Here is a 26,189-nt window from a genome sequence, read left to right as displayed (position 1 = left end):
GGTCAGCGGGCGGCCAGTGCTCCCTCGTAGAGCTCGCGGCGCGACAGTCCCGTCGCGTCGGCGACGACCTGCGACGCTTCCTTCATGCGCGCCCCGGCAGCGACCCGCGCCAGCACGAGCCGCACGCCCTCGGCGAGGTCGACCGCGAGCGACTCGTCGGACGCACCCCCGACGACCACGCAGATCTCGCCCCGGACACCCTCGGCCGCCCACTCGGCGAGCTCGCTCAACGAGCCCCGCCGGACCTCCTCGTGCAGCTTCGTGAGCTCGCGGCACACCGCTGCCGGCCGCTCGGCACCGAACCCGGACGCCATGTCGACGAGCGTGTCGGCCAGCCGGTGCGGGGACTCGAAGAAGACGAGCGTGCGCTGCTCCCCGGCCAGCCCCGCGAACTGCCGACGGCGCTCGGCGCCCTTCCGGGACGGGAAGCCCTCGAACGCGAACCGGTCCGTCGGGAGTCCCGAAACGGCGAGCGCCGCCAGCACCGCGGACGGGCCGGGGATCACGGTGACCGTCACGCCCGCGGCTGCAGCGGCGGCCACGAGCGGGAACCCGGGGTCGCTGATCGCGGGCATGCCGGCGTCCGTGAGCACCACGACGTCGTCCTCCCTGGCGGCCTCGACGATCTCGCCCGCGCGCTCCCGTTCGTTGTGCTCGTGCAGGGCGATGAGCCGCGGTCGGTTCTCGATCCCGAGCGCGCGGAGCAGGTGCACGGTGGTCCTGGTGTCCTCGGCGGCGATCACCGAGGCGTTCGACAGCGTCTCGATCAGCCTCCGGGAGGCGTCACCGAGGTTGCCGATGGGAGTCGCTGCGAGGACGATCACGGTCTCATTCTCCCGGAATCCGCTGTCCACGATCGCAGGCTCCGCATCAGGCCACGGCGATGATCTTCCATAGGATGCTCTGGTGACGACAGGCCCGGACACGGACGCGCTCCTCGTGCGGTCCGACCCCGCTCCGACGGGTGGCGACCCCGACGTGCTCGACGTGCCCCGCGGCACCCGTCTCGACGCCTGGTGGGGCCGTGTCCTCAGCGTCGGCTGGCGACTCGCGCTCTGGCGGTGGACCGGCCCGCTCGCGGTGACGCTGCTCGGCGCGGTGCTGCGGCTCTGGGACCTCGGTCGCCCGGATGCGCTCGTGTTCGACGAGACCTACTACGTCAAGGACGCCTGGACCCTCACCCACCTGGGGTACGAGGGCACGTGGCCGCCCTCGACCGAGACCGGCTCGAACACCACCGACACAAGGTTCGTCGGCGGCGACACGGGCTTCTACACGAGCGCGGCCGAGTTCATCGCGCACCCGCCGCTCGGCAAGTACCTCATCGGCCTCGGCATGCTCGCCTTCGGCAACGGCCAGGACCCCGCGGGCTGGCGCATCGCGGTGGCGCTGATCGGCATCGCGACGGTGTTCCTGGTGGCCGTCATCGCGCGCTCCCTCTTCCGTTCGACGCTCGTCGGCACGATCGCCGGCGGTCTGATGGCCATCGACGGGCAGGCGATCGTGATGAGCCGCGTGTCGCTGCTCGACGGCATCGTCGGGTTCTTCGCACTGCTCGGTTTCGGGGCGCTGATCCTCGACCGCCGGTGGACGGAGCGCCGCCTCGACGCGTGGGTGGTCCGGCGGGAGCTGGCGGGCCGCGACACCCTGTGGGGCCCGGCGCTGTGGTTCCGCCCGTGGCTGTTCGCGATGGGAGCGGCGTGCGGCCTCGCGACGGGCACCAAGTGGAGCGGGCTCTACTTCCTGGCGTTCTTCGCCGTCTACAGCGTGCTGACGGACATGATGCTGCGCCGCCGCGCGGGGATCGAGTTCTGGAGCAGCAGCGCGTTCCTGAAGCAGGGTCCGGTCAACTTCCTGCTGACGGTCCCCGTGGCGGGCGTGGTCTACCTGCTGTCGTGGACGGGCTGGTTCCTGACGAGCGGCGGCTACGACCGGCTGTGGATCCAGGGCGGCGGCCAGCGCTGGCACGGCGTGCTCGCGTGGGTCCCGACGAGCCTGCAGAACTGGTGGCATTACCAGACCGAGATCTACGGGTTCAACATCGGCCTGCACACGCCGCACTCGTACGCCGCGAACCCCTTCACGTGGCTGCTGATGGTCCGTCCGACGAGCATGTACTACGAGGGGCAGGACGCCGGCGTCGGTGGATGCACGGCCGACCGCTGCGGCGAGGCGATCACCGGCATCGCGAACCCCGTCATCTGGTACGCGTCGGTCATCGCGGTGATCGTGCTCGTCGTGCTGTTCGTGCTCCGTCGCGACTGGCGGTACGGGCTGATCGCGATGGGTGTCGGCGCCGGGTACCTGCCGTGGCTGATGTACGCCGGCAGGACGGTGTTCCAGTTCTACACGATCGCGTTCGAGCCGTACATGCTGATCGGACTCGCGGCCGTGCTCGGGCTCGCACTGGGGTCACGGGACGATCCGACCCCGCGTCGTCGGCGCGGGATCCTCTGGGTCGGGGTGTTCCTCGGCGTGGCCGTGCTGGCGAGCGCGTACTGGTACCCGATGTGGACGGCGATCCAGACCCCGTGGGACTTCGTGCGGTCGCACTACTGGTTCCGATCGTGGCTCTGACCGGGTCCTGACCCGGACCCGACAGGCCTCTGTCGCGGAGGGCCGGACGGGCCGCGCCACACGCCGGACGGGCGGGACGGTGCGACCTGGCACCGCGCCTCCAGTCCGTCGGACGGCCCGTCAGCCGGACGGGAGGGACGGCGCGGCCTGGCACCGCGCCTCCAGTCCGGTCAGTCGCGCGAGCCGTGCATCGCGCGCTCCAGCTCCTCGGGGCCGAGCGGTTCGCCGAGCAGCGAGGCCGGCGACGCCGGCGGGCAGATGCCGTCGACGAGGATCTGCGCGTACCGTCGCCACACGTCGGGGCCGCAGCCCTTGGTGCGGTCCGCGACGGTCCCGACCATGAGCACGAGCATCGGGACGTCCCGTGCCTCGAAGCCCTGCCGCATGACGCCGTCGACCCTCGCGCGCTCGACGATCGCGGTCACGAGGGCGTCGAGCAGGACCCTGCTGCGACGCACCGTGTCCGACGCGGGGACGGCGTGCACGATCACCTGCGCGAGTGCACGGTCGCTCGCCCGGAGCTCGAGCGTGCCCATGACGTAGGCCCGCAGTCCGTCGCGAGCGGACTCCATCGCGGCGGCGCGCTCGGCCAGCTCGACGAGCGAGGCGAACTTCGCCTCGTGCAGAGCCTCGATGATCGCGTCCTTGTCCGGGAACCGGCGGTAGACCGTCCCGACGCCGACCCCGGCCTCGTGCGCGATGTCGTTCAGGGTGACCCCGAGCCCGCGCTCCGCGAAGAGTCGCCGCGCTGTCTGGAGGACGAGTTCACGGTTGCGTGCCGCATCGGCTCGGAGCGGCCGGTCCGCCTGCGCGTGCTGCTCGTGCTGCTCGTCGATCGGGGTGGGGATCACACCCGAAGGTTAATCGAGAATTCTGGGAATAAGCGGATGCGACTCGTCCGTTTACCCGTACACTGGTTCGAAACGGATGTTCTGCATCCGGTTCCTGCAGACGGAGACATCGTCTCCGCGCATCCCCACCTTCCTCGAGACGCCCGACGGCGCGCGCCTCCCCCATCCGCTCCTCGCCCAGACGGAAGGACGCACCATGTCGTCTCAAGCAACGGCCCCCACGCCGACCGGATCGGTGCCGACGCACCGCGCCGCACCGAGCTCGCAGAACCTCTCCCCCATCGACAAGAAGGACCACCGCTGGGTGGTCCTGGCGGTCATCGGCATCGCCCAGATCATGGTCGTGCTCGATGCGACGATCGTGAACATCGCACTGCCCTCGGCGCAGCAGGACCTCGGGTTCGGCAACGACCAGCGCCAGTGGGTCGTCACCGCGTACTCGCTGGCCTTCGGGTCGCTGCTGCTGCTCGGCGGTCGTCTCGCCGACCTCTTCGGTCGGAAGAACACCCTGGTCATCGGGCTCGTCGGCTTCGCGGTCGCGTCCATGCTCGGCGGACTCGCCGACTCGTTCGGCCTGCTCGTCGCAGCCCGCGCACTGCAGGGCGTCTTCGGTGCACTGCTCGCCCCCGCGGCGCTGTCCCTGCTGACGACCACGTTCACCGACATGAAGGAACGCGCTCGTGCGTTCGGCATCTTCGGTGCGATCGCCGGCTCCGGTGCCGCGATCGGCCTGCTCCTCGGCGGCGTGCTCACCGAGTACGCCTCGTGGCGCTGGTGCCTCTTCGTGAACCTCGTCATCGCGGCGGTCGCACTCGTCGGCACGTTCCTCTTCGTGCCACGTCCGGCCAAGACCGCACGCCCGCGGATCGACTACCTGGGCGTCGTGCTCATCACGCTCGGCCTCGTCGGCATCGTCTACGGCTTCTCGAACGCCGAGACCAACGGCTGGGACGACGCACTCACCTACGTCTACCTCGCGGCCGGTGTCGTGCTCGTCGCGGCGTTCGTCTTCGCCGAGACCCGGGTCGACCACCCGCTCATGCCGCTCCGCGTGGTCCTCGACCGCGACCGCGGTGGGGCACTCCTCGCGATGGGGCTCGTGGCGATCGGCATGTTCGGCATCTTCCTGTTCCTGACCTACTACCTCGAGCAGACCCTCGGGTACTCCTCGCTCAAGACCGGTCTGGCGTTCCTGCCGATGCCGCTGTCGATCATGTTCAGCTCGACGATCCTCGGCACGAGGCTCCTGCCCCGCGTCGGTCCGAAGGTGCTCATCCTCATCGGTGGGCTCACCGCGGCGATCGGCCTGGCGCTCCTCACGCGGACGCAGCTCGACAGCGGGTACGCCCCCGTCGTGCTCCCCGGCCTGATCGTCATCGGTCTCGGCATGGGCCTGGTGTTCTCGTCGGCGTTCTCGACGGCCACCTCCGGCGTCGCGCGTCAGGACGCCGGTGTCGCCTCGGCGATGGTGAACACCATGCAGCAGATCGGTGGATCGATCGGCACCGCACTCCTGTCGACCGTGTTCGCCGACGTCGTCCGTGACCAGCTCGTCGGCACCGATGGCGGCAAGCTCGCCCAGGCGAACGCGGCGCTCACCGGCTACCACACGGCGTTCTGGATCTCGTCCGGGGTGCTCGTGCTCGTCGCGCTGGCCGGCGGTCTCGTCATCAACCGGCAGAAGGTCCGGCTCGCCAAGCTCGAGTCGGCGTCGTCGAACGTGACCGGCTCGATCCCGGTCGCCGCGCACTAGGGCCGCTGCGCGCGGTTGCCCTGCTGAGAAGTGCCCATCTGTCGCCCGGCCCGTCCGGACCCGACAGATGGGCACTTCTCATTCGCGAGGACGGTGCGAGAGGCACGCGCAGACCGGTCGTTCCACCGTCCGAGACGCCCTGTTGCGCCCCGCCTGGCAGCTGTCGGTGGCCGACGCTATCTTGATCGCCATGCCCCTCGTCCCGTCGTCACCGCTCGTGTCGACCCAGTGGCTCGCCGACCACCTGGGCTCGGACGAGCTCGTCGTCATCGACGCTTCGGTCCGCACCACCGGCATCGGTCGTGCCACCGCATGGGCTCCCGCGTTCGACGACTACGTCGAGGACGGCCACGTCCCGGGCGCGGTGTTCGCCGACCTCGTGGACACCCTGAGCGCATCGGGCTCGGACCTGCCGTTCACCCGCCCGGACTCCGCACGGTTCGAGCGGGCGATCAGTGCGCTCGGGGTCTCCAACGACGACACCGTCGTGGTCTACGACCGCGACCTCGGGCAGTGGTCGGCCCGCCTGTGGTGGCTGTTCCGCTCGTTCGGCTTCGACCAGGTGGCGGTGCTCGACGGCGGCTTCACGAAGTGGCAGCACGAGGGCCGGCCGATCCGCAGCGGCGCGATGTCGGGGACCGCACGCGAACGCCGGTCCGCCACCGCGTTCCTGGCGACCGAGGAACGTCCGGTCTGGGCTGACCGCGACCGTGTCCTGCGAGCGGTCGACGGCTCCGAGCCCGCGGCACTCGTGTGCGCCGCCCCGTCGGACGCGGGCGGTGTCGGCCGATCGGAGCTGATCCCCGGGTCGACGACGATCCCCGTCCGCACGCTCGTCGACGCCGACACGAACGCGCTCCTCCGACCGAAGGCTCTCTCCGCGGTGCTCGAGCCGGTGCTCGCCTCCGAGGAGATCGTGACCTACTGCGGCGTCGGCACCGCCGCATGCGTCGACGCCCTCGCCCTGACGGTGCTGGGGCACGAGCGCGTCCGGGTCTACGACGGGTCGCTCGCTGACTGGTGGCGGGAGCCGGAACCGCTCGCGTCCTGACGGACCCGCACCCGGCTCGCGGGTGCTCGCTCTCCACAGAGCGGCTGGCAGACGCCGGCGTCCACAGCGTCGGACTGGAGGCCCAGAGCGGCCACCACAGGCAACTAACGTTGGCGCATGGTCACCTCCGCATCCTCCTGGACGATCCGTCCCGTCGAACCTGCCGACGCCGAGCAGTGGGCCGTGCTGTACTCGGGGTACCGCGGCTTCTACCGGCTGCCGGACGATCCGGATGCCGTCCTGACGACCTGGCGCTGGGTGGTCGGCCGCGAACACGGGCTCCAGGGGCTCGTCGCCGTGGACGGCAGTGGGCGGCTGGGTGCACTTGCCAACCTCCGGTCGTTCGCGCGACCGTCGGCTGCCGCGTTCGGGCTGTACCTCGACGACCTCTACACCGACCCCGATGCGCGCCGGAACGGGCTCGGTGGCATGCTGCTCGACGCGGCCGCGGCACAGGCTGCGGCGGCGGGGGCGACCCTCGTGCGGTGGATCACCGCCGAGAGCAACACCGTCGCGCGCTCGGTGTACGACGCGCATGCGACGGCCACGCCCTGGGTGACGTACGACATGGCCCCACAGCGGACAGGGTCAGCGGTGGCGTCGGGATCGGCATCGCAGGAACGGTCGGCGTCGCAGGAACGGTCGGCGACGGGGTGGCAGGTGGGATCGGCGCCTGGATCGCGGTCGGAGTCGGGGCCCGCGGTCGCCCCGTCGGCGCGGCAGGGCCGGCGATGAGCTCGCGGCGGGCGGTCGTCCTCGGCGGCACCGGCGGGATCGGTTCCGCGGTCGCGCGACGACTCCTCGACGCCGACGAGGACTGGCAGGTGGACGTCCTCGCCCGCCGCGACGGGCCCGCCGCCCAGTACCTCGTCGCACGCGGGGCGCGGTTCGTCGCGGGTGACCGCCGCGACACGACGATCCTTCGCGAGCTGCTCCGGAACGGTGCGGACCTGCTCGTCGACGGGGTCTGCGCGACCGCAGCCGACGCCGCGCAGCTGGCACCGTTCCTCCCGGACGTGTCCTCGACCGTCATGCTGTCGACCAAGGCCGTGTACGTGGACGAGCAGGGGCGGCACGCGAACTCGGTCGACAGACCGGTGTTCCCGGTGCCGATCTCCGAGCGGCAGCCGACGGTCGCGCCCGGCGACGGGGACCCGACGAGCCGCGACGGGTACGCCGGGAACAAGGTCGCCGCCGAGCACCTGCTGCTCGACCACGGCGCCCCGGTCACCGTGCTCCGCCCGTCCAAGGTGTACGGCGTCGGGATCGCTCGTCCGCGGGAGTGGTTCGTCGTGCGCCGGGTCCTCGACGAACGCGAACGCATCGTCCTCGCGAACCATGGTCGGAGCGTCGACCACACGACGGCAGCGGCGGGGATCGCCTCCCTCGTGGAACTCGTCGCCGCGAACCCCGACCGTCGGATCCTCAACGTCGCCGACGACCCGGCGCCGACCGTGCTCGAGATCGTCCGGTCGATCGCGGAACGGCTCGACCACCGGTTCGACGAGATCCTGCTCGACGTCGACGCACCCGCGTTCCTCGGGGTCACCCCGTGGTCGACCGCGTCGCCGGTGGTGCTCGACCTCGCCGATGCCCGGGCGCTCGGGTGGGAGCCGTTGCGGTTCGCCGACGCGGTGGTGCCCGAGATCGAGTGGCTCGTCGAGACAGCGCGGAGCACGCCCGCGTCCAAGGACGTGCCGTGGGCGGCCGACCCGTTCTTCGAGCGCCTGTTCGACTACGGGCCGGAGGACGCCGCGCTCGCGCTCCTGCAGTTCGGCCAGGCGTGACTGCGCGCTCGCTCGACCCGGGCGCGCCGACCCCCGGGGGGATCCAGGTGTTCTGAACACCGCGGTCCGCCCGGAACACCCCGATCCAGGTGTTCACGTCGGACAAGCGTGTTCGGAGGAGCTTCGCGTCCGGGTGCTCGGCGTCCGCGACACGAGCGTGTCCAGACCGATCTGACCGGAGCTCGCTCGACGGACAGCAGGCTCATCGGAGCTGACCGGCGGGGTGTCCGCGAGGAGCAGGCTGGGGCCATGCAGGACAGCCAGAACACCGACAACCGACTCGGCGACGCCGTCAGCCCCTACCTCCGGATGCACGCCGACAACCCGGTCGACTGGCGCGAGTGGGGCCCTGACGCCTTCGCGGAGGCCGTCGAGCGCGACGTCCCGGTGTTCGTGTCGATCGGGTACGCGACGTGCCACTGGTGCCACGTCATGGCCCGGGAGTCCTTCGCCGATCCGGAGATCGCGGGCATCCTCCGCAGCGGGTTCGTGTCGGTCAAGGTCGACCGCGAGGAGCGCCCCGACGTCGACGCGAGCGCGATGATGGGCGCGAGTGCGTTCACCGAGAGTCTCGGCTGGCCCCTGAGCGTGTACATGACCCCGGCCGGCCGGGTGTTCTACGCCGGCACGTACTCGCCGCCGCAGCCCGTCGGTGACCACGCGTCGTTCCGGCAGGTCCTCGCGGCAGTCCGTGACGCGTGGACCGATCGGCGCGAGGAGGTCGACGCGAACGCGAACGGCATCGCCGCCGCCATCGCCGCGCAGGGATCGACGTCCGAGGCGCGGACGATCCCCCGGCCGGACGAGGTCCACGCTGTCATCGATCGGCTCGCGGACGCGGAGGACCACGAGCACGGCGGCTTCGGCGGTGCACCGAAGTTCCCGAATGCACCGCTGCTCGAGTTCCTCGCCGAGGCAGCCACCGACCGCCCGGACTCGGCCGCCGGGCAGGTCCTCGAACGCACCCTCCGGACCATCGCCGACTCCGAGCTCCGCGATCCGGTCGACGGCGGGGTGTTCCGGTACGCCACCCGCCGCGACTGGTCCGTGCCGCACTACGAACGGATGCTGTACGACAACGCGGGGCTGCTCGCCGTCGCCGGGCGACTCGCTCTGATGGGGACCGACTCCGCGCGGGCGCTCGCAGCCGAGTTCGCGGTCGGGATCGCCGGGTTCCTCCGTGGCACGCTCCGGACCGACGACGGGGTGTTCGTCGCCGCCCAGGACAGCGAGTCGACGATCGACGGACGACGTGTCGAGGGCACGTGGTACCGCCTCGGTGCCGAGGACCGCGCGCGCCTCGACCCACCGCCGCTCGACGACCAGGTCCTCACCGGGTGGAACGGCCTCGCGATCCGCGGCCTGGCGATCACCGGTGCGGCGCTCCGGGACGACGCCATGCTCCACGACGCAGCACGCGCGGCGGACCGGCTGCTCGACACCGCCGTCGTGGACGGTCGTGTCACGGTCCGGTCGAGCACTCCGCGGGGTGTCTCACCCGCGGCACCGACCATCGAGGACGTCGGGCTCCTCGCCGAGGGACTGCTCGAACTTTCGCTCGCCACCGGTGATGTCCGGTACGCCGTCGCCGCGCGGAGCATCGTCGACGGCGTGCTCGACGCGAACGGCACAGTGGTGCTCGTCGGTGCGGCGGACCCGGTGCTCGCGGCAGCGGGGACGGATCCGGGCGAGCAACCCCAGACGGCCCTCCGGAGCGGCACGGTCGCCCTGGGCTCGGCGCTGTCGATGCTCGGCGAGCTCGCCGGTGTCGCCCGGTACCGGTCCGCGGCCGAACGGCTGGTCGGTCCGCGGGTCGCGAGCGGGCTCGAACAGCCGCTCGGTCACGCGGACGCCCTCGCACTCGGGCTGGGGTTCGCGGCGCCCGCACGGGAGATCGTCCTCGTCCGTGCCGCTCCGCCCGGGTGTTCTGAACACGCCCAGCCCGACGAGGCCGCGGGGACGAACACGTCCGTCCATGGCGAACACGCGGATCCGGGTGTTCGGGATGGACGGGCGTGTTCAGAACACCCGGCGGCGGGCGGCGGCACCGACACCGACACCGGCGGCACCGACGACGCCCTCGTCGCGCGGGTCCGTCGGGAACGCCGGCCCGGGACCCTCGTCGCCGTGGTGACCCCTGCCCAGTGCCGGGCATGGGCAGCCGCCGGGTTCGAACTGTTCGCGGACCGAGCACCGGCGGGCGAGCACGAGCACGGGCCCGTCGCGTACGTCTGCCACGACCGCGTCTGCGACCTGCCGGTGCGGACGCTGGACGCACTCGAGGCGACGCTCTCCCGGTGACCTGCACCGGGCCTCCAGGCCGGATCGCACCACGCCAGCGACGTGACGCTCTCCCGGTGTCCTGCACCGCGCCTCCCGGCCGGATCAACACCACCCGACCCACGCGACACGGCGCGATCCCGAGGGATGGCGGGATCGCTGTGTGCCGTCCGGCGGCCCCCCCCCCCCCCCGCGATAGACTGGAGGGCTCATGTCTGACACCCCGCTCGTCATCACCTACCCACCGGAACTCCCGGTGAGTCAGCGTCGTGACGACATCGCCGCCGCCATCCGCGACAACCAGGTCGTCATCGTGGCCGGCGCGACGGGCTCGGGCAAGACGACCCAGCTCCCGAAGATCCTCCTCGAACTCGGCCACGAGCACATCGGCCACACCCAGCCCCGCCGGATCGCCGCCCGCACCATCGCGGAGCGCGTCGCGGAAGAGCTCGGCAGCGAGGTCGGCGAGCTCGTCGGCTACCAGGTCCGCTTCGACGACCGGGCGTCCCAGGCCACCCGCGTCAAGCTCATGACCGACGGGATCCTGCTCAACGAGATCCACTTCGACCGCGACCTGAAGCGCTACGACGCGATCATCATCGACGAGGCGCACGAGCGCTCCCTGACCATCGACTTCCTGCTCGGGTACCTCAAGCGGCTCATGCCGCGGCGACCGGACCTGAAGATCGTGATCACCTCCGCGACGATCGACCCGGAGTCCTTCTCGAAGCACTTCGACGACGCCCCGATCATCGAGGTCTCCGGACGCACCTACCCCGTCGAGATCCGGTACCGCGCGCTGGTCGCGGAGAACGCGAGCGGGGACGCGGGCGGGGACGCGAACGGAGCCGCGAGCGGCGCGGACAGCGACGTCGACGCCGCGGGCACCCCCGACGGCGCGGGCACCCCCGACGCCGACGCCGCCGATGCCCCCGAGCAGCAGGACGACCGCGACTACCTGCAGGGGATCACCGACGCCCTCCAGGAACTCGCGCGCGAAGAACCGGGCGACGTCCTCGTGTTCCTCTCCGGCGAGAACGAGATCCGCGACGCCGAGGACGCCATCCGCGGCCGGAACCTCCCGGGCACCGAGGTCCTCCCCCTGTACGGCAGGCTCTCGGCGGCCGACCAGCACAAGGTGTTCCGCCCGAGCAGCACTCCGGGCATCAGGCGGCGGGTGATCCTCGCCACGAACGTCGCCGAGACGAGCCTCACCGTCCCGGGCATCCGCTACGTCATCGACACCGGCACCGCCCGCATCTCCCGGTACTCGACCCGCGCGAAGGTCCAGCGCCTCCCGATCGAGGCGATCTCGCAGGCGTCGGCGAACCAGCGCTCCGGGCGCTCCGGCCGCACGAGCCCGGGCATCGCGATCCGGCTCTACTCCGAGCAGGACTTCGACAAGCGCCCCGAGTACACCGACCCGGAGATCCTCCGGACGAACCTCGCGGCCGTGATCCTCCAGATGATCTCGCTCGGGTTCGGGGACATCGCGGCGTTCCCGTTCCTCCAGCCGCCGGACTCCCGGGGCATCAAGGACGGCCTCGACCTGCTCCGCGAGCTGCAGGCGGTCGACAAGCAGGGCGCGATCACCCGCACGGGCAAGCAGCTCACCCGGCTGCCGATCGACCCACGGCTCGGCCGGATGGTCCTCGAGGCGACGAAGCAGGGCGTCGGCCGCGAGGTGCTCGTCATCGTCGCGGCGCTCAGCATCCAGGACCCTCGGGAGCGCCCGCTCGAGAAACGCGCGCACGCCGACCAGCTGCACGCGCGGTTCACCGACCCGACGAGCGACTTCCTCACCCTCCTGACCCTCTGGAACCACCTGGAGGACCGCCAGGCGGAGCTCGGGTCGAGCGCCTTCCGCCGCGAGGTGCGCGCCGAGTTCCTCAACTACCTCCGCATCCGCGAGTGGCAGGACCTGTTCCGCCAGCTGTCGCGCGCCGCGAAGCAGGTCGGCGTCCACGTCGGCACCACGCGGACGAGCGACCCGGACAGCGTGCACCGGGCCCTGCTCGCGGGGCTCCTCAGCCAGATCGGGCTCCGCGACAAGGAGAAGCGCGACTACCTCGGCTCACGGAACACCCGGTTCGTGATCTTCCCGGGCAGTGTCCTCGCGAAGAAGCAGCCCGACGCCGTGATGGCCGGGGAGCTCGTCGAGACGAGTCGGCTGTTCGCACGGACCGCTGCGCGGATCGACCCGGCATGGGCCGAACCGCTCGCCGGCGACCTCCTGAAGCGCACCTACGGCGAACCGCACTGGGAGAAGAAGCAGGGCGCGGTCGTCGCGTACGAGCGGGTGACGCTCTACGGCGTGCCGATCGTCCCCCGACGCCGCGTGCAGTACGCCCGCATCGACCCCGTGCACTCCCGCGAGCTGTTCATCCGGCACGCGCTCGTCGAGGGTGAATGGGAGTCCCCGCAGGCCTTCGACCGGGCGAACCGCGCGCTCCGCAAGGAGCTCGAACAGCTCGAGGAGCGCACCCGTCGTCGCGACATCCTGCTCGACGACGAGGCCGTGTACGAGTTCTACGACGCCAGGGTCCCGGCGGACGTCGCGACGACCAGGAGCTTCGAGGGCTGGTGGCGCACCGAGCGCAAGGACCGTCCAGAGCTGCTCACGATGCGGCGCGCAGACCTGCTCGACGAGGGCACCGCGGAGAAGGCGCAGGACGAGGCCGAGTACCCCACCGAGTGGCGGACCGGCGATCAGCGGCTGGGGCTCCGCTACCGGTTCGAACCCGGCGCGGACGACGACGGTGTGTCCGTGCAGGTCCCGCTCCCGCTCCTCCCCCGGATGCGCGAGGAGGGCTTCGACTGGCAGGTCCCCGGTCTCCGCCGCGACCTCGTGACGGCGCTCATCAAGGCACTCCCGAAGCAGATCCGGAAGAACGTCGTGCCGGCCGCGGACTGGGCGGAGAAGATCGTCGCCGAGCTGCCGGCCGACGCACCGGTCGCGCCGACGCAGTCGTTCCGGGCGACTCTCGCGGCGACGATCCAGCGCCTGACCTACGTGCCCGTCACCGAGGCCGACTTCGACATGTCCCGCGTTCCGGCGCACCTGCTCCCGACCTACACGGTGGTCGACGAGCGCGGTCGCCAGGTCGGGTCCGGCAAGGCGCTCGCCGCGCTCCAGGAGACCCTGAAGGACCGGACGCAGGAGAGCGTCGCGCGCGCGGTCGCCGGTGGCGGCAGCGGCGGCCCCGGTGGCGGGTCGCGCGGGCGTCGCGGTCGCGGTGGCGCGGGCGGTCCCGACGGTCGGCCGGGAGGCACGGCACCGGTCCCCGGGGCAGCGGAACGTTCCGGCCTGGTCACCTGGCCGGACGAGGACCTGCACCGGACGCTCGACACCCGACAGGCCGGGTCGACGATCCGCGCGTACCCGTCCCTCGTCGACGAGGGGTCGTCCGTGGTCAAGGGCGGGTCCGTCGGCGTGCGGCTCCTCGCGACCGAGCAGGACCGCGCGCTCCTCATGCCCGCGGGGGTCCGACGGCTCGTCGCCCTCGCGGTCCCGAGCCCGGTGACCTACGTGCAGGCGCACCTGACGAGCCAGGAGAAGCTGGCGCTCGCGACGAGCCCGTACCCGTCGACGAACGCGCTGTTCGACGACGTGCTCGTCGGTGTCGTGGACCAGGTGCTCCGTGAGCGACACCCCGACGGGCTGGTGTTCACCCGGGCCTCGTTCGAGGAGGTCCGCGATGCCGTCTCCGCGACCATCGTCGACACCATGTTCGCGGCGGTGTCGTCGCTCGCGGCGGTGCTGACGGCCAGGCGGGGTGCCGAGCGGGCGCTGAAGCAGGCGACGAGCATGGCGCTCCTGCCCGCGCTGACGGACATGCGGCAGCAGATGGAGCGCCTGGTGTTCCCCGACTTCGTGTCGATCGGCGGGGTCGATCGACTCCGTCGGACCCGGGTCTACCTCGAGGGCGTCGAGGCCCGCGTGGCGAAGCTCCTGCAGAACCCGGGGCGTGATCGCGGGTGGATGAACGAGGTCGGCACGGCGACGCTCCGCTTCGAGGAGGCGGGTGGCACGTTCCCGCCCGCACCCGGCAGCCACGCGGAGCTCGTGCACGCGCGCTGGATGCTCGAGGAGTTCCGCATCAGCCTGTTCGCGCAGGAGCTCCGCCCGGCCGAGACGGTCTCGCTGCAGCGCATCACGAAGGCCCTGGCGGCCGCACGCGCCTGACCCCGCGGCGGTGGCGGGCGGGCACACGGGTGTTCTGAACACGCCCGTCCGCGCGGCACACGGGAATCCGGGTGTTCACGGTGGACGGAGGTGTTCACCACGCAGTGCCGAACGGGTGCAGCCGGCGTCGGCCGCGCGCACGACGAGAGGGACGGTGCGGAAGCCGCACCGTCCCTCCAGTCCGTGTCAGCCGGTCACCCGGCGGACGCGACCCGACCTACTTGGCGTCGAGTGCCTGCTGCGCCTTCGTCTCGGCCGCCTCCAGGGCGTCCGACGGACTCTTCTGCAGGAGCATCGCTGCCTGGAGCTCCTGCGACAGGGCATCGCTCACCTCGCCGTACTGCGTGATCGACGGACGCGCCTTGGCGTAGTCGAGCTCGGACGCGAACGCCTTGAGACGGGGGTTGTCGTCGAGGTACTTCGTCCACGTCGAGTCGTCCGACGTCTTGGAGTTCGCGGGCAGGAGGCCGGTCGCGATGTCCCACTTCGCCTCGGTCGTCGGCGAGAGCCACCACTGCATGAACTTCCACGACGCGTTCTGCTGCGCGTCCGTGCCCTTCAGCAGGTACGAGTTGTTCGTCCCGAGGTTCATCGCGTTCTCCTTGATGCCCGGGAGCGCGAAGACGCCGACGTTGTCCTTGCCGAGTGCCTCGTCGAGCGTGCCGAGGTCGTACGCCCCGGTGATCGCCATCGCCGCCTTCTTGCTCGTGACGGCAGGGGTGCCGCCGTTCGACGTCGAGGTCATGAGCGACTGCGGGTACGCCGTGCCGTCCTTCAGCATGTCGGTCCACGCGGTGAGCGCCTTGACGCCGGCGGCGCTGTTGAACTCGACCTTGGTGTTGTCCTCGTTCAGGAAGTCCCCGCCCGCACTCCACAGCATCGACTGCCAGGTGAACACCGGCCATTCACCGGTGCCGATCGGCAGGTACATGCCGTACTGGGTGGTGCCCTTGGTGAGCTTCTTGGCGTCGGCGGCCAGGTCGTCCCAGGTCTTCGGGGTGTCGGTGATCCCGGCCTCCTTGAACATCTCCTTGTTGTAGACGACCGCGTAGTCACCGATGTCCGTCGGCAGGGAGTACTGCTTGCCGTTGAAGGACCCGGTGGAGAGCATGCCCTCGGTGAAGGTGTCCTTCGTGATGGAGCCGGAGGAGAGGTACTTCTCGAGCGGCACGACCTTGCCGGTCTGCACGACCTGACCGATCTTCTGGGGTGTGCTGTCGCCGAGCACCATGTTCGGGCCGGTGTTGTTCTTCAGCGCATTGATGAGCTTGGCGTCGAACTGGTCGCTCTGCGCGGCGTACTGCGCCGTGACCTTGACCTTGGACTGCGAGGAGTTGTACTCGTCGACGAGCTTCTTCACCTCGGTGGCCTGTGGGCCGGTGTAGTTGTGCCACACCGTGATCGACGTCGCGCCGCCGCCGCTGTCGCCGGAGTTCCCGGAGACACCGCCGCTGCTGCATCCGGCGAGGGCGATGGCGGCGCCGGCGGCGAGAGCGAGGCCGGCCATGGCGCGACGTGCGCGCCGGTTCGTGAACTGCATCGGGAGGGGTCCTCTCAGAGACGGGTCCGGGGGGTTCCGGGGTGCTGTGGACTGGTGCTGCGGGTGCTGGGTGCTGCGGGTGCTGCTGCGTTCTTGGTGCGGGGGGACGGGGTGCTGCGGTTGGGGCTCTAGCGGAGGCCGCCGGCCATGGCCGACACGATCTGGCGCTGGAAGATGAGGAAGACGATGAAGACCGGCAGGATCGCGAGCGTCGACCCGGCCATGAGCACGTTGAAGCTGTCGGCCGCGTTCGTCGACTGCAGCTGCGTCAGTCCGACCGAGACGGTGAAGAACTCCGTCTTGGTGGTGACGAGGAACTGGAAGAAGAAGTTGTTCCAGTTGTAGACGAACGACAGGACCGCGAAGGAGCCGATCATCGGGGTGGCCATCGGGGTGACGACCGACCACATCCGCCGCCAGACACCGGCGCCGTCGACACGGCTGGCGTCCTCGATCTCCGCCGGGAACGACGTGAAGAACTGCCGGAACAGGAACACCCCGAGGATCGACGGGACGTTCGGCACGATGAGGCCCTGGTAGCTGTTCAGCCACCCGAGTGACGACAGCAGCGAGATGAGCGGCGTGAACACGGTCTCGAACGGCACGAGGAGCGCCGCGAGCAGGATCACGAACACGATGTTCCGACCGGGGAACTTCAGGCGGGAGAACGCGAACCCTGCGGCGAGGCTCGTGACGACCTGCCCGGCGGTCGTCGCGACGGCGACGATCGTGGAGTTCAGGTAGTAGATCCCGAACGGCGCCACCGTGAACACGTCGGCGTAGTTGTCGAAGTGCCACTCCTTCGGCAGGAACGTCGGCGGGTAGGCGAGCGACTCCGCCGACGACTTGAAGCTCGTCAGGAGCATCCAGAGGAACGGACCGAAGAAGATCAGCACCGCGATGATGAGGACCAGGTGCCGGAGGATCGCGGGGGTCAGGACGCGGACGCGCGCCCGGAGCGGGCGGTGCCGGCGCTGCAGATGCGGACGGGAGGCAGTCGTCGCACCCGCAGGACGGCCGGCGGACGAGCGGGCGGTGAGCTGGGTCACTGGGGTCTCCTAGACGAGCTCGATCGGGTCGCGTCGGTTCAGGACGCGCAGCTGGATGACGGAGACGATGACGCCGACGAACAGCATCAGGACGGCCGCGGCACTCGCGGAGCCGCCGTGGAAGAACACGAAGCCCTGCTGGTAGATGTAGTAGAGGATCGTCTCGGTGCTCTGCAGCGGGCCGCCCCCGGTCAGGACGTACACCTGGGTGAAGACCTGCAGGCTGGACACCACACCGGTCACCGCGAGGAAGCCGGTGGTCGGGGCGACGAGGGGCAGCGAGATCGAGAAGAAGCGTCGGATGGGTCCGGCGCCGTCGAGGATCGCGGCCTCGTGGTAGCTCTGCGGGATGTTCGTCAGCGCCGCGGCGAAGATGATCATCGTGTAGCCGACGCCCTGCCAGATCGAGAACGCGATGACGCTGATGAGTGCCCACGGCTCCGAGTTGAGGAACCCGATCGGGGCTCCTCCGAGCGCGGTCACGAAGTTGTTCACGATCCCGCCGAGCGGCGAGAGGATGAAGCTGAAGATGAGTGCGCTGCCGACGATCGGGGCGATGTACGGCACGAAGAGCAGCGCGCGGTAGACGCCTCGGCCCCGGAACGGCTGGGCGAGGAGTGCCGCGAAGAAGAGGCCGAGCGCCATCGTGATCGGGACGACGATGATCACGTACAGCCCGGTGTTCCCCGCCGCCTTCAGGAACTCCGAGTCCTGGAACAGCCCGGTGTAGTTCGAGAGTCCGACGAAGCCGTCGACCTGCCCCGTGCCGGAGTTCCAGTTCGTGAAGCTGTAGCCGACGGTCTGCACGAACGGGTACAGGTAGAAGACGGCGAGCAGGATCGTCGTCGGTGCGATGAGCGCGTACCCGGCCTTGCCCTCCTTCCGCTCGAGCGCGCTTCGTTGCGGTGCACGAGGTGCGCGCTTCGCCGGTCGTGCCAGGGCGGCACTCGGCGGGGCGTCCACTGCACTCGTCATCGGGGCTCCTTCGTTCGGATCGAGCCACCGGACAGCGGCTCTTCGATGAACGCTAGGGTTCGTGTGTTTCCAGATCATTACCGGTCGATCACGAAAAGTAAATGATCGATTTCGAAATGACTTCCTTCGATGCTCGACGTTAGAGTGATCGCATGAACCACCGGCTCTTGCAGGACCTGGACCACAGTCCGGGTTCCGTCGGCGACGTCCTGCGGCGGATCCGCTCGGTCGACGCGATGTCGCGATCGACCCTCGCGCGCACCACCGGACTGGCCCCGTCGACGGTGTCGCTCCGGGTCGACGTGCTCATCGGGATGGGGCTCGTGCACGAGGTCGGCAACGAGGACTCCCGCGGTGGACGGCGTGCACGGCGGCTGCGGCTCGACGGCTCAGCGGGCTTCGTGGCGGCGGTCGACCTCGGCGCGAACCACGTGCGGATCGTCCTGAGCGACCTGGCCGGCGCGGTCCTGGTGGACACCGACACGATCACCGACGGAGACGTCTCGGCGACGGAGCGGCACCGGCTCCCGATGTCCGACGGTCCCGCCGTGGCCGTCGCCGCGCTGTGGGCCCGGCTCGTGCAGCTCGCGGACGACCACCACCTCACGATGGACTCCTTCCGTGGCGTGGCGATCGGTGTCCCCGCACCGATCGCACACCCGAGCGGTCGCATCGTGACGCCGAGCTTCCAGCCGACGTGGCACGACGCCGACCTGCCGGGACTGTTCGCGGCGCACACCGACGCCCCGGTGCTCGTCGAGAACGACGCGAACCTCATCGCGATCGCCGAACGACCCGAGCGGACCGAACCGGGCGACGCCGACGAGGACCAGCTCCTCGCCGTGAAGCTCGGCACCCGGATCGGGTGCGGCATCATCGCGAGCGGGCGGCTGCACCGCGGCGTCGGGGGTGCCGCGGGCGAGGTGAGCCACACCGCGGTGGACGGCATCGCCATGATCGGCTGCACCTGCGGGGTGCCGAACTGCCTGGAGTCCGTCGCGAGCGGCGGCGCGATCGCGGCGCGGCTCCGACAGGCCGGCTACGCGGCGGAGACCCCGGCCGACCTCCTCGCACTCGGGGCGCAGGGCGATCCGGTGGTGACCGATGCGATCCGCGCGGCCGGAGCACAGATCGGGCAGGTGCTCGCCGGCATGGTCAACTTCTTCAACCCGCGCGAGGTCGTCCTCGCCGGCTCGATGTCGGCGTCGATGCCCCTCGTGGCCGCCATCCGCGCCGAGCTCTACCAGCGCTGTCTGCCGATCGTGGCCGACGACCTCGAGGTCCGGGCGAGCCGGAACCCCCAGGACGCCGGGGTCCGCGGGGCGACGATCCTGATCCGCGACGAGGTGCTCGCCCCCGCCCGCATCGACGAGGTCGTCCGTGAGGACGCCCAGCGTCCGGTGGCCGTCGAGCGTCCGGTGGCCGTCGAGGTCGGCGTGGTGGCGTGATGACCGACATCGCCGTGGTCGCCGTCGACATCGGCGGCACCACCGTGAAGGGCGCCGTGTTCGACGCCGACGGCACCGTGCTCGCCCGGACGACCGTCCCGACGTTCGGGCCGTCCGGTGCTGCGCTCGACGCGGTGACGAGCCTCATCGAGCAGCTCGCCGCTGCAGCGGACGCCGTGGATCGCCGCGTCACCGGCATCGGCCTCTGCTCCCCCGGACTCGTCGACGGTGACACCGGGCGCATCGTGTTCGCGGCGAACCTCGGCTGGTCCGACCTGCCGCTCGCCGACCTCCTCGCAGCGCGCTTCGGCGTCCCCGTCGCCGTCGACCACGACGCCCGTGCCGCCGCCCGCGCCGAACGCGCAGCCCGGATCGAGGCGGGTCTCGACGGCGACGAGTTCGTGTTCGTCCCGATCGGCACCGGCATCGCCTCGACGCTCTTCACCGAGGGCCGGATCGTGCACGGCGCGACCGGCGGCGCCGGCGAGTTCGGGCACATCCCGGTCGTCCCGGGCGGCGAGCGCTGCACGTGCGGCCAGCGGGGCTGCGTCGAGATCTACGCCTCCGCGGGCAACATCCTCCGCCGCTACCGGGCGGCGGGTGGCATCGCGAGTGCGACCACCCGCGACGTCGCGGAGTCCATCGACACCGACCCGATCGCCGCCGCCGTCTGGGCAGACGCGGTCTCGGCACTCGCGACCGGCACGACGATCCTGTCCGCGCTCCTCGACCCCACCGCGATCGTCTTCGGCGGCGGACTCGGCGAGGCGGGCGAACGCCTGCTCGGTCCGCTCCGAGCCGGCGTCGCCGACATGCTCGGCTGGCGCACGCCCCCGAGCATCGAGCAGTCCCTCGTCGGCTCCGGAGCAGGACTCGCCGGCGCCGCGCTGCTCGTCCAGGCCGGTCCACCGCACACCACCACCACCACACCCGAATCGAAGTTGGAGCTGTCATGACGGAACCCCTCAGGATCGGACTCGTCGGCGCGGGCGGCATCGCCCACGCGCACCTGCCGAACCTCCTCCGACTCGGCGAGGTCCTGGTGTACTCGGAAGTCGGGGCCGCCGAGCTCGTCGCGACCTACGGCGGCGAGGTCGTCGACACGCTCGACGAACTCCTCGCCCGCGTCGACGTCGTGGACGTGGCGACCCCGACCTACACACACGCCGAGGTGGTCCGGGCCGCGCTCGCAGCGGGCAAGGACGTCGTCTCGGAGAAGCCGCTCGCCCGCACCGACGCGGACGCCGACGACCTCGTGGCCCGTGCCGATGCCGCGGGACTGCAGCTCTACCCGGCGCACGTCGTCCGGTTCTTCCCGCAGTACGCCCGGCTCAAGGCCGCCGTCGACGACGGACTGCTCGGCGACCTCGCGGTGCTCCGGTTCTCGCGGTCCGGGGCGTTCCCGAGCCGCACCGCGTGGTTCGCCGACCGGGAGCTCTCCGGCGGCATCATCATGGACCAGATGATCCACGACCTCGACATCGCCCGGTGGGTCGCCGGTGAGGTCGTCCGGGTCTCGGCGGTCACCACCCGCCGCGGCGACGTCGACCACCCGGTCGAGGCGGCGCACGTGCTGCTCACCCACGCGTCCGGAGCGATCTCGCACGTCGCGGGCATCTGGGGCCCGCCGCACCTGTCGTTCACGACGGAGTACTCGGTCACCGGGACACGCGGGAGCCTCGCACATTCGTCGGCCGCGGAGCAGAACTACACGGCGGACCTGGCGACCCCCGACGCCGTCGACGGCTCGATGCCCGAGGTCGACCCGGCCGAGGACCCGTACTTCGTGGAGCTCGAGGCGTACCTCGGGGCGTTCCGGGGCGGCCCGACTCCGCGGGTGACCGCCGAGGACGGTGCGATCGCGGTGAAGATCGCGAACGCGGCGCTCGAGTCGCTCGCGACCGGGCAGCCCGTCGAGTTCACGGCCGCGGCAGCAGGGACGACCGCAGCTGACACGGCGCCGGCAGCTGGCACGGCGGCAAGCGCATGAGCCCGACCGGAGCCGGCCACGGCACACTCCGCGTCGCCGTCATGTCCTTCGCGCACACGCACGCGATCGGCTACCTCGCGGCACTGCAGGCCATGCCGGGCGTGGAGGTCCGCGGGTCGGACCCCGACGGCGTCTCGACCGGGACCGACCTCGTCGACCTCCGAGGACGGGAACTCGCGGACGCACTCGGGATCGACTACGCCGACACGTACGACGAGCTGCTGGCCTGGAACGACGAGGGCGACACGGGCACGCAGGACGACCAGGGCGACGCGGTCACCGAGGGCGACACGGGCTCGCGGGGCGGCCAGGGTCCGCACGCGGTCGTCGTCACGAGCGAGAACGCCCGGCACCGCGAGCTCGTCGAGCTCGCCGCCGCGGCCGGCGCGCACGTGCTCTGCGAGAAGCCCCTCGCCACCACGTGGGAGGACGGACTCGCCATGCGGGATGCTGCCGCAGCCGCCGGTGTCCTCCTCATGGTCGCGTTCCCCGTCCGGTTCTCGAGCACGTTCGAGCGGATGCGGAGCGCCCACGACGCCGGGGCCCTCGGCGAGCTGTTCGCGATCCGGGGCAGCAACAACGGCATGCTCCCGCTGACCAGGGACTGGTTCACCGAGCCGGAGCTGTCCGGCGGCGGCGCGATCGTCGACCACGTGGTGCACATCGCGGACATGCTCGAGGGGCTCATGCACGTCGCCCCGGTCTCCGTCACGGCCATCGCGAACGCCAAGCTGCACGCCGGCCGCGCGAAGGCCGAGACTGCGGGTCTCGTGACGATCACCTACGACAACGGCGTCATCGCGGCGATCGACTGCTCGTGGTCGCAGCCGGACACGTCGCCGATCTGGGGCGGCCTGCAGCTGAGCGTCGCCGGGACCCTGGGCACCGTCGACATCGACTTCTTCGGACCGAGCGCCCGTGGACTCACCGGCGAGACCGGCCGCCCGCTCGTCCTGCCCTACGGCCCGAACTTCGACGAGGCACTCCTGGCGACGTTCATCGAGGCGGTCAGGTCCGGCGAACAGCCGCAACCGGACGTGCACGTGGGGCTCCGGACGCTCGGCATCGTGCTCGCCGCGCAGGAGTCAGTGCGGACGGGCCGGACGGTCGACGTCGTGCCGGAGCCGGCCAGCGGGTCCTCGGCGCGCTGACCCGTCGTCACGGGTGGTCGAGTGGTCGGCATGACCGCAGCCGACGTGGCGGCCGTCATGGTGGGCCTCCAGTCCGGTTCCGCGACCATGGGTGCGTCCGGCGGCCCGGTGACGGACGCGCGCATGCGGCGACACGGCCGGGAGGCCCGGGGCCGGCCTGTCGGGATCCGTCGCCGGACGCAGGACGAACCGGACGAAGTGTGGGTGGCGGACCGGAGGTGCTCCGTGGCGCTGGAGAGCGGTGTTCTGCCCGTCGCACTCCAGCAGCTCACCGCGGGGTCGGCGGCATCGTCCCTCGCCCACCGTCCGGAGCAGCTCGGAGGGACACCGTGAACACGGCGCCGTGTTCCCAGGCACCCGCCCCGATCCGGCCGTCGAGCCGCCGGACCAGCCGCGCCGCGATCGACAGACCGAGGCCGGTGCCCACGGTCCGGGTGTTCCGGTAGCGGTTCGCGAGGACACCGCGCTCGAACGCGTCGTCCGTGTCCGCAGCGGTGAGACCGGGGCCCTCGTCGAACACGCGCACCTCCATCACAGCCGGGAACCGGTCCGCACGGCGGCGGGCCACGAGGTGCACGGTCGACCCCGGTGGCGAGGCGCGCAGCGCGTTCTCCAGCAACCCGTCGAGCAACTGGCGGACCCGCATCGGGTCAGAGTCGCACGCGAGCGCCTCCCCGCCGGGCGGGACATCGACGGTCAGCCGGACGTCGACCGCCCCGGCCGTCGCCCGCCATGCATCGAGGGAGTTCCGGACGACGTCACGGAGGTCGAACCGTTCCGGTCGGATCGCGAAGTCGTCCGCCTGCAGTCGTGCGAGCTCCAGGAGGTCGCGGACGAACGCGTCGAGGCGCCCGGTCTCGCGGACGAGTGTCTTCCCGACACCCGGCAGGGCATCGGCCGGGACGAGTCCGTCCGCCAGCGCATCGGCGTACCCGCGGATCCCCGTCAGCGGTGTCCGGATCTCGTGCGACACCGAGAGCAGAAACTCGCGCTGCCGTGCCTCGGAGTGCTGCAGCGCGAGGTCGAGCGACGCCAGGGCATCACCGATCGCCGCGAGTTCCGCCACCGGCTCGGCACGCGGCTGTGCTGCCGACGACACCCGGTGGCCGCCGGGCGCGAGCAGGCCGCCGCCGACGTCGGCCAGCACCCCGCGTCGGCCGTCGGCCAGCACCCCTCGTTCGCCGTCGGCCATCCGGCGAGCGGCGCCGGCGAAGCGACGGAGCGGCCGGACGACGCGCTGCGCGACGACGACGCCGATGGCGGCGGCGAGCACGGCACCGGCTGCCGTGGCGATGAGGAACCGGTCGTTCAGCCGTCGGATGGCGGACCGGACGAGCGAGAAGTCCTGCGCGGCGACGACGGCATCACCGCGGGAACCCCTGACCCCCTCGAGCAGGAACGTTCGACCCGCGTGCCGGACACGTTCGGAGACCGTCCCGTTCGCCCGCACGTCCGACACGGCCGAGCGCGGCACGATCGACTCGGCAGCGGGGACGGTCGAGCCGTCGGCGCGGAGGAGCACGAGCCGGATGCCCCGCGCCGAGCTCCGGTCGAGGTTCCGGACCAGCGCCGCTCGGTCGGCCGCCGGAGCGTTCGCCACGACCTCAGCCGTCGAGCGGAGGACCTGCTGCGACTGCTGCACGGTGCTCGTCCGGACCAGTTGGTAGGCGACACCGACGGTCGCGACGGCGCCGAGCACCGCGACACCGACGGTCACCAGGACCAGGCGCGCCGTCAGGGACTCGCGGAACCGACTCATCACTCGCCGAGGACGTAGCCGACGCCGCGGACGGTGCGGAGCGGCACCGTGTCCCCGAGCTTCGCCCGGATCTGCCCGACGTGCACGTCGATCGTCCGGCTCCCCCGGTAGTCCGCGATGCCCCACACCGCGGAGAGCAGCTGCGTCCGGCCGAAGACCTGGCCCGCGTTCGTCATGAGGTACGCGAGGAGGTCGAACTCGGTCGCGGTCAGCTCAACGCGCGCGCCGTCGTTCATGACCGTCCTCGCGCGGGTGTCGATCGCCAGTGACCCGACCTGGAGCACGGAGGATCGTCGACCGAGCGCGCTCCTCCGGACGAGTCCCTTCACGCGCGTGGCGAGCTCCCGCGGTGAGAACGGCTTGGTGAGGTAGTCGTCGCCGCCGAGCTCGATGCCGAGCACGCGGTCCACCTCTGAGTCGCGCGCCGTCGCGAACAGGATCGGCGTCCAGTCCTCGTCCGCGCGGAGCCGGCGGCAGAGCTCGATGCCGTCGAGGCCCGGGAGCCCGATGTCGACGACGGCCGCCACGGGGTGCAGGCTGCGGATCGCCGCGAGTCCGCTCACGCCGTCCGGGCTGTGGTGGACCGTGAACCCGGCGTCGTCCAGGTAGATGCGCTCGACGTCGGCGATCGCGGCGTCGTCCTCCACGACCACCACCAGTCCCCGCACGCCGTCCACAGTCTCAGTCAACCGGGAAGTGGTCGACGCGGACGACGCCTTACAGGATCCACACACACCCGACGCAGGAACCTGCGGTGCCGCGGCGACGATCGTCCTGCCGGTCGAGAGCCGACCGGCCGAAGGAGAACGAACCATGCACACCATCACCAGCCGCGTCCTGCTGAGCACCGCCGGCGCTGCAACTGCCGCCGCACTCGTGTTCGGCGCGGCCGGCATCGCGAACGCCGCCGCTCCGTCCCCGTCTGCGTCGTCCCGCACCACGACCGGGCTGCCGTTCCGCGCGGTCTCGGCACATGCGATCCGGGCGCAGCTCGGCACCGTCCCCACCGCGATGGCGACCGACCTCACGGCTCTGCGCGGCAAGAAGGACTCCGACCGGCGGGCCGCGGCGGACGCGATCGAGACGAAGGCGCTCGACGGCACGTACGGCGCCGACGTCAAGACCATCGCCACGGCGGCCCAGACCGCCTGGAAGACCGCGACGCCCACGCTTCGGAAGGACGTCAAGGCGTTGCACGGTGCGTCGCAGTCCGACCGGTCGAAGGACCTCGCCGCGCTCGAGACGAAGGCGCTGTCCGGCGGGTACGGCAGCGCGGTCGAGAGCTACGCCAAGCGCGTCAAGGCGAACGTCGAGAAGCAGCAGGCCGCGGCGCTCGGGCGGATCGTCGGCAGCGCGATCTGACGCCGCGTCGTCCTGGTGCTGCCCTGCTCCGCCCGGGGTCCCGGCGCTCTCAGCGCCCCGCACCGCTGTCTGCACACGGCACCACGCTCTGGGGCGGTGCCGTGTGCAGACAGCGGTGCCTCGGGTGCAGCGATGCCCGGAGTGGGAACGCGAGTGCAGCCCCCGCGCGGGGCCGTGGCGTCGGCTCATGCACACGCATCGGGCGACCCCGTACCCGGAAGGCGACGTCGCGATCCTCGGGTGATGTCGCCGCATGCACACGCATCGGCCGCAGGCTCATGCACGCGCATCGGGCGGAGGCTCATGCACGCGCATCGGGCGACCGCCGCGTCCCCCGATCGGTCCGCATGCCCCCCGCGCGGACGGATCGTTGTCACCCGTTCTTTCGGGGATGTTTCGCGCTGCCGTGCAACGTCCGTGCACTGTCCGA

The 26,189-nt window shown here is 71.3% G+C and carries 19 protein-coding genes; 12 read left to right on the top strand and 7 right to left on the bottom strand.

The window, feature by feature from the left end; translation table 11 throughout:
- Window positions 1–2: 2 nt before the first annotated feature.
- Complete coding sequence (gene rsmI / locus ASF23_RS08730; protein WP_055951944.1) at window positions 3–824, bottom strand: 16S rRNA (cytidine(1402)-2'-O)-methyltransferase; 822 nt, start codon at window positions 822–824, stop codon at window positions 3–5.
- Window positions 825–906: 82 nt separating this feature from the next.
- On the opposite strand from rsmI, the gene ASF23_RS08725 reads away from it, so the two are divergent.
- Window positions 907–2,577 carry a dolichyl-phosphate-mannose--protein mannosyltransferase gene (locus tag ASF23_RS08725; protein ID WP_235510839.1) on the top strand — a complete coding sequence of 557 codons (1,671 nt, stop codon included), beginning with the start codon at window positions 907–909 and terminating at the stop codon, window positions 2,575–2,577.
- Window positions 2,578–2,747: 170 nt separating this feature from the next.
- Here ASF23_RS08725 and ASF23_RS08720 read toward each other — a convergent pair whose 3' ends face one another.
- A complete protein-coding gene (locus ASF23_RS08720) occupies window positions 2,748–3,428 on the bottom strand; it encodes a TetR/AcrR family transcriptional regulator (protein ID WP_082473967.1) in 681 nt (226 codons plus the stop codon).
- Window positions 3,429–3,624: 196 nt separating this feature from the next.
- On the opposite strand from ASF23_RS08720, the gene ASF23_RS08715 reads away from it, so the two are divergent.
- The 6 genes from ASF23_RS08715 (at window position 3,625) to hrpA (ending at window position 14,485) form a co-directional block, all read left to right on the top strand.
- A complete protein-coding gene (locus ASF23_RS08715; protein ID WP_055953079.1) occupies window positions 3,625–5,181 on the top strand; it encodes an MFS transporter in 1,557 nt (518 codons plus the stop codon).
- 190 nt (window positions 5,182–5,371) lie between these two features.
- Entirely contained in the window at window positions 5,372–6,232 is an 861-nt protein-coding gene (locus ASF23_RS08710; protein WP_055951941.1) for a sulfurtransferase, read from the top strand.
- A gap of 117 nt (window positions 6,233–6,349) precedes the next feature.
- Window positions 6,350–6,967, top strand: a complete 618-nt coding sequence (locus tag ASF23_RS08705) for a GNAT family N-acetyltransferase (protein WP_200919332.1) — start codon at window positions 6,350–6,352, stop codon at window positions 6,965–6,967.
- Window positions 6,964–8,019: an NAD-dependent epimerase/dehydratase family protein gene (locus ASF23_RS08700; protein WP_055953075.1), complete on the top strand. Its 1,056-nt coding sequence runs from the start codon at window positions 6,964–6,966 to the stop codon at window positions 8,017–8,019. Before ASF23_RS08705 ends, ASF23_RS08700 begins: the two co-directional genes overlap by 4 nt.
- 249 nt (window positions 8,020–8,268) lie before the next feature.
- Window positions 8,269–10,320, top strand: a complete 2,052-nt coding sequence (locus tag ASF23_RS08695) for a thioredoxin domain-containing protein (protein WP_055951938.1) — start codon at window positions 8,269–8,271, stop codon at window positions 10,318–10,320.
- A 190-nt stretch (window positions 10,321–10,510) separates the two neighbouring features.
- The gene (hrpA, locus tag ASF23_RS08690) at window positions 10,511–14,485 is read left to right on the top strand and encodes an ATP-dependent RNA helicase HrpA (RefSeq protein WP_055951935.1); all 3,975 of its coding nucleotides are present in this window, start codon (window positions 10,511–10,513) and stop codon (window positions 14,483–14,485) included.
- A 217-nt stretch (window positions 14,486–14,702) separates the two neighbouring features.
- On the opposite strand, the gene ASF23_RS08685 is transcribed toward hrpA, so the two are convergent.
- From ASF23_RS08685 to ASF23_RS08675, 3 genes are all read right to left on the bottom strand, one after another.
- The gene (locus tag ASF23_RS08685) at window positions 14,703–16,025 is read right to left on the bottom strand and encodes an ABC transporter substrate-binding protein (RefSeq protein ID WP_055951932.1); all 1,323 of its coding nucleotides are present in this window, start codon (window positions 16,023–16,025) and stop codon (window positions 14,703–14,705) included.
- A 128-nt stretch (window positions 16,026–16,153) separates the two neighbouring features.
- On the bottom strand, window positions 16,154–17,074 hold the full coding sequence (locus ASF23_RS08680; protein WP_055951930.1) for a carbohydrate ABC transporter permease: 921 nt from the start codon (window positions 17,072–17,074) through the stop codon (window positions 16,154–16,156).
- A gap of 9 nt (window positions 17,075–17,083) precedes the next feature.
- A complete protein-coding gene (locus tag ASF23_RS08675; RefSeq protein WP_055951927.1) occupies window positions 17,084–18,049 on the bottom strand; it encodes a carbohydrate ABC transporter permease in 966 nt (321 codons plus the stop codon).
- Between the two features lie 152 nt (window positions 18,050–18,201).
- Between ASF23_RS08675 and ASF23_RS08670 the strand changes: the two genes are divergently transcribed.
- The 4 genes from ASF23_RS08670 to ASF23_RS08655 are packed head-to-tail and all read left to right on the top strand — an operon-like array spanning window position 18,202 to window position 22,638.
- A complete protein-coding gene (locus tag ASF23_RS08670) occupies window positions 18,202–19,497 on the top strand; it encodes an ROK family transcriptional regulator (RefSeq protein ID WP_055951924.1) in 1,296 nt (431 codons plus the stop codon).
- A complete protein-coding gene (locus ASF23_RS08665) occupies window positions 19,497–20,453 on the top strand; it encodes an ROK family protein (protein WP_082473964.1) in 957 nt (318 codons plus the stop codon). The genes ASF23_RS08670 and ASF23_RS08665 overlap by 1 nt, the downstream gene beginning before the upstream one ends.
- A complete protein-coding gene (locus ASF23_RS08660; protein ID WP_082473963.1) occupies window positions 20,450–21,487 on the top strand; it encodes a Gfo/Idh/MocA family protein in 1,038 nt (345 codons plus the stop codon). The genes ASF23_RS08665 and ASF23_RS08660 overlap by 4 nt, the downstream gene beginning before the upstream one ends.
- Window positions 21,484–22,638 carry a Gfo/Idh/MocA family protein gene (locus ASF23_RS08655; protein WP_055951921.1) on the top strand — a complete coding sequence of 385 codons (1,155 nt, stop codon included), beginning with the start codon at window positions 21,484–21,486 and terminating at the stop codon, window positions 22,636–22,638. The genes ASF23_RS08660 and ASF23_RS08655 overlap by 4 nt, the downstream gene beginning before the upstream one ends.
- Before the next feature lie 268 nt (window positions 22,639–22,906).
- Here ASF23_RS08655 and ASF23_RS08650 read toward each other — a convergent pair whose 3' ends face one another.
- A complete protein-coding gene (locus tag ASF23_RS08650) occupies window positions 22,907–24,397 on the bottom strand; it encodes a sensor histidine kinase (RefSeq protein WP_055951919.1) in 1,491 nt (496 codons plus the stop codon).
- A complete protein-coding gene (locus ASF23_RS08645; RefSeq protein WP_235510838.1) occupies window positions 24,397–25,074 on the bottom strand; it encodes a response regulator transcription factor in 678 nt (225 codons plus the stop codon). The genes ASF23_RS08650 and ASF23_RS08645 overlap by 1 nt, the downstream gene beginning before the upstream one ends.
- 136 nt (window positions 25,075–25,210) lie before the next feature.
- Between ASF23_RS08645 and ASF23_RS08640 the strand changes: the two genes are divergently transcribed.
- Window positions 25,211–25,759: a hypothetical protein gene (locus ASF23_RS08640; protein ID WP_055951916.1), complete on the top strand. Its 549-nt coding sequence runs from the start codon at window positions 25,211–25,213 to the stop codon at window positions 25,757–25,759.
- Window positions 25,760–26,189: the final 430 nt, after the last annotated feature.

Source organism: Curtobacterium sp. Leaf261, assembly GCF_001422205.1.
In the GTDB taxonomy this organism is placed as follows: Bacteria; Actinomycetota; Actinomycetes; order Actinomycetales; family Microbacteriaceae; genus Curtobacterium.
Note: the sequence above shows the minus strand (reverse complement) of the source record. Positions and strands in the feature narration are given on the sequence as shown.

Coding starts and splice junctions, on each gene's coding strand:
- ASF23_RS08715 (WP_055953079.1), top strand. CDS start 3,625: ATGTCGTCTCAAGCAACGGCCCCCACGCCGACCGGATCGGTGCCGACG.
- ASF23_RS08710 (WP_055951941.1), top strand. CDS start 5,372: ATGCCCCTCGTCCCGTCGTCACCGCTCGTGTCGACCCAGTGGCTCGCC.
- ASF23_RS08705 (WP_200919332.1), top strand. CDS start 6,350: ATGGTCACCTCCGCATCCTCCTGGACGATCCGTCCCGTCGAACCTGCC.
- ASF23_RS08700 (WP_055953075.1), top strand. CDS start 6,964: ATGAGCTCGCGGCGGGCGGTCGTCCTCGGCGGCACCGGCGGGATCGGT.
- ASF23_RS08695 (WP_055951938.1), top strand. CDS start 8,269: ATGCAGGACAGCCAGAACACCGACAACCGACTCGGCGACGCCGTCAGC.
- hrpA (WP_055951935.1), top strand. CDS start 10,511: ATGTCTGACACCCCGCTCGTCATCACCTACCCACCGGAACTCCCGGTG.
- ASF23_RS08685 (WP_055951932.1), bottom strand. CDS start 16,025: ATGCAGTTCACGAACCGGCGCGCACGTCGCGCCATGGCCGGCCTCGCT.
- ASF23_RS08675 (WP_055951927.1), bottom strand. CDS start 18,049: ATGACGAGTGCAGTGGACGCCCCGCCGAGTGCCGCCCTGGCACGACCG.
- ASF23_RS08670 (WP_055951924.1), top strand. CDS start 18,202: ATGAACCACCGGCTCTTGCAGGACCTGGACCACAGTCCGGGTTCCGTC.
- ASF23_RS08665 (WP_082473964.1), top strand. CDS start 19,497: ATGACCGACATCGCCGTGGTCGCCGTCGACATCGGCGGCACCACCGTG.
- ASF23_RS08660 (WP_082473963.1), top strand. CDS start 20,450: ATGACGGAACCCCTCAGGATCGGACTCGTCGGCGCGGGCGGCATCGCC.
- ASF23_RS08655 (WP_055951921.1), top strand. CDS start 21,484: ATGAGCCCGACCGGAGCCGGCCACGGCACACTCCGCGTCGCCGTCATG.
- ASF23_RS08650 (WP_055951919.1), bottom strand. CDS start 24,397: ATGAGTCGGTTCCGCGAGTCCCTGACGGCGCGCCTGGTCCTGGTGACC.
- ASF23_RS08640 (WP_055951916.1), top strand. CDS start 25,211: ATGCACACCATCACCAGCCGCGTCCTGCTGAGCACCGCCGGCGCTGCA.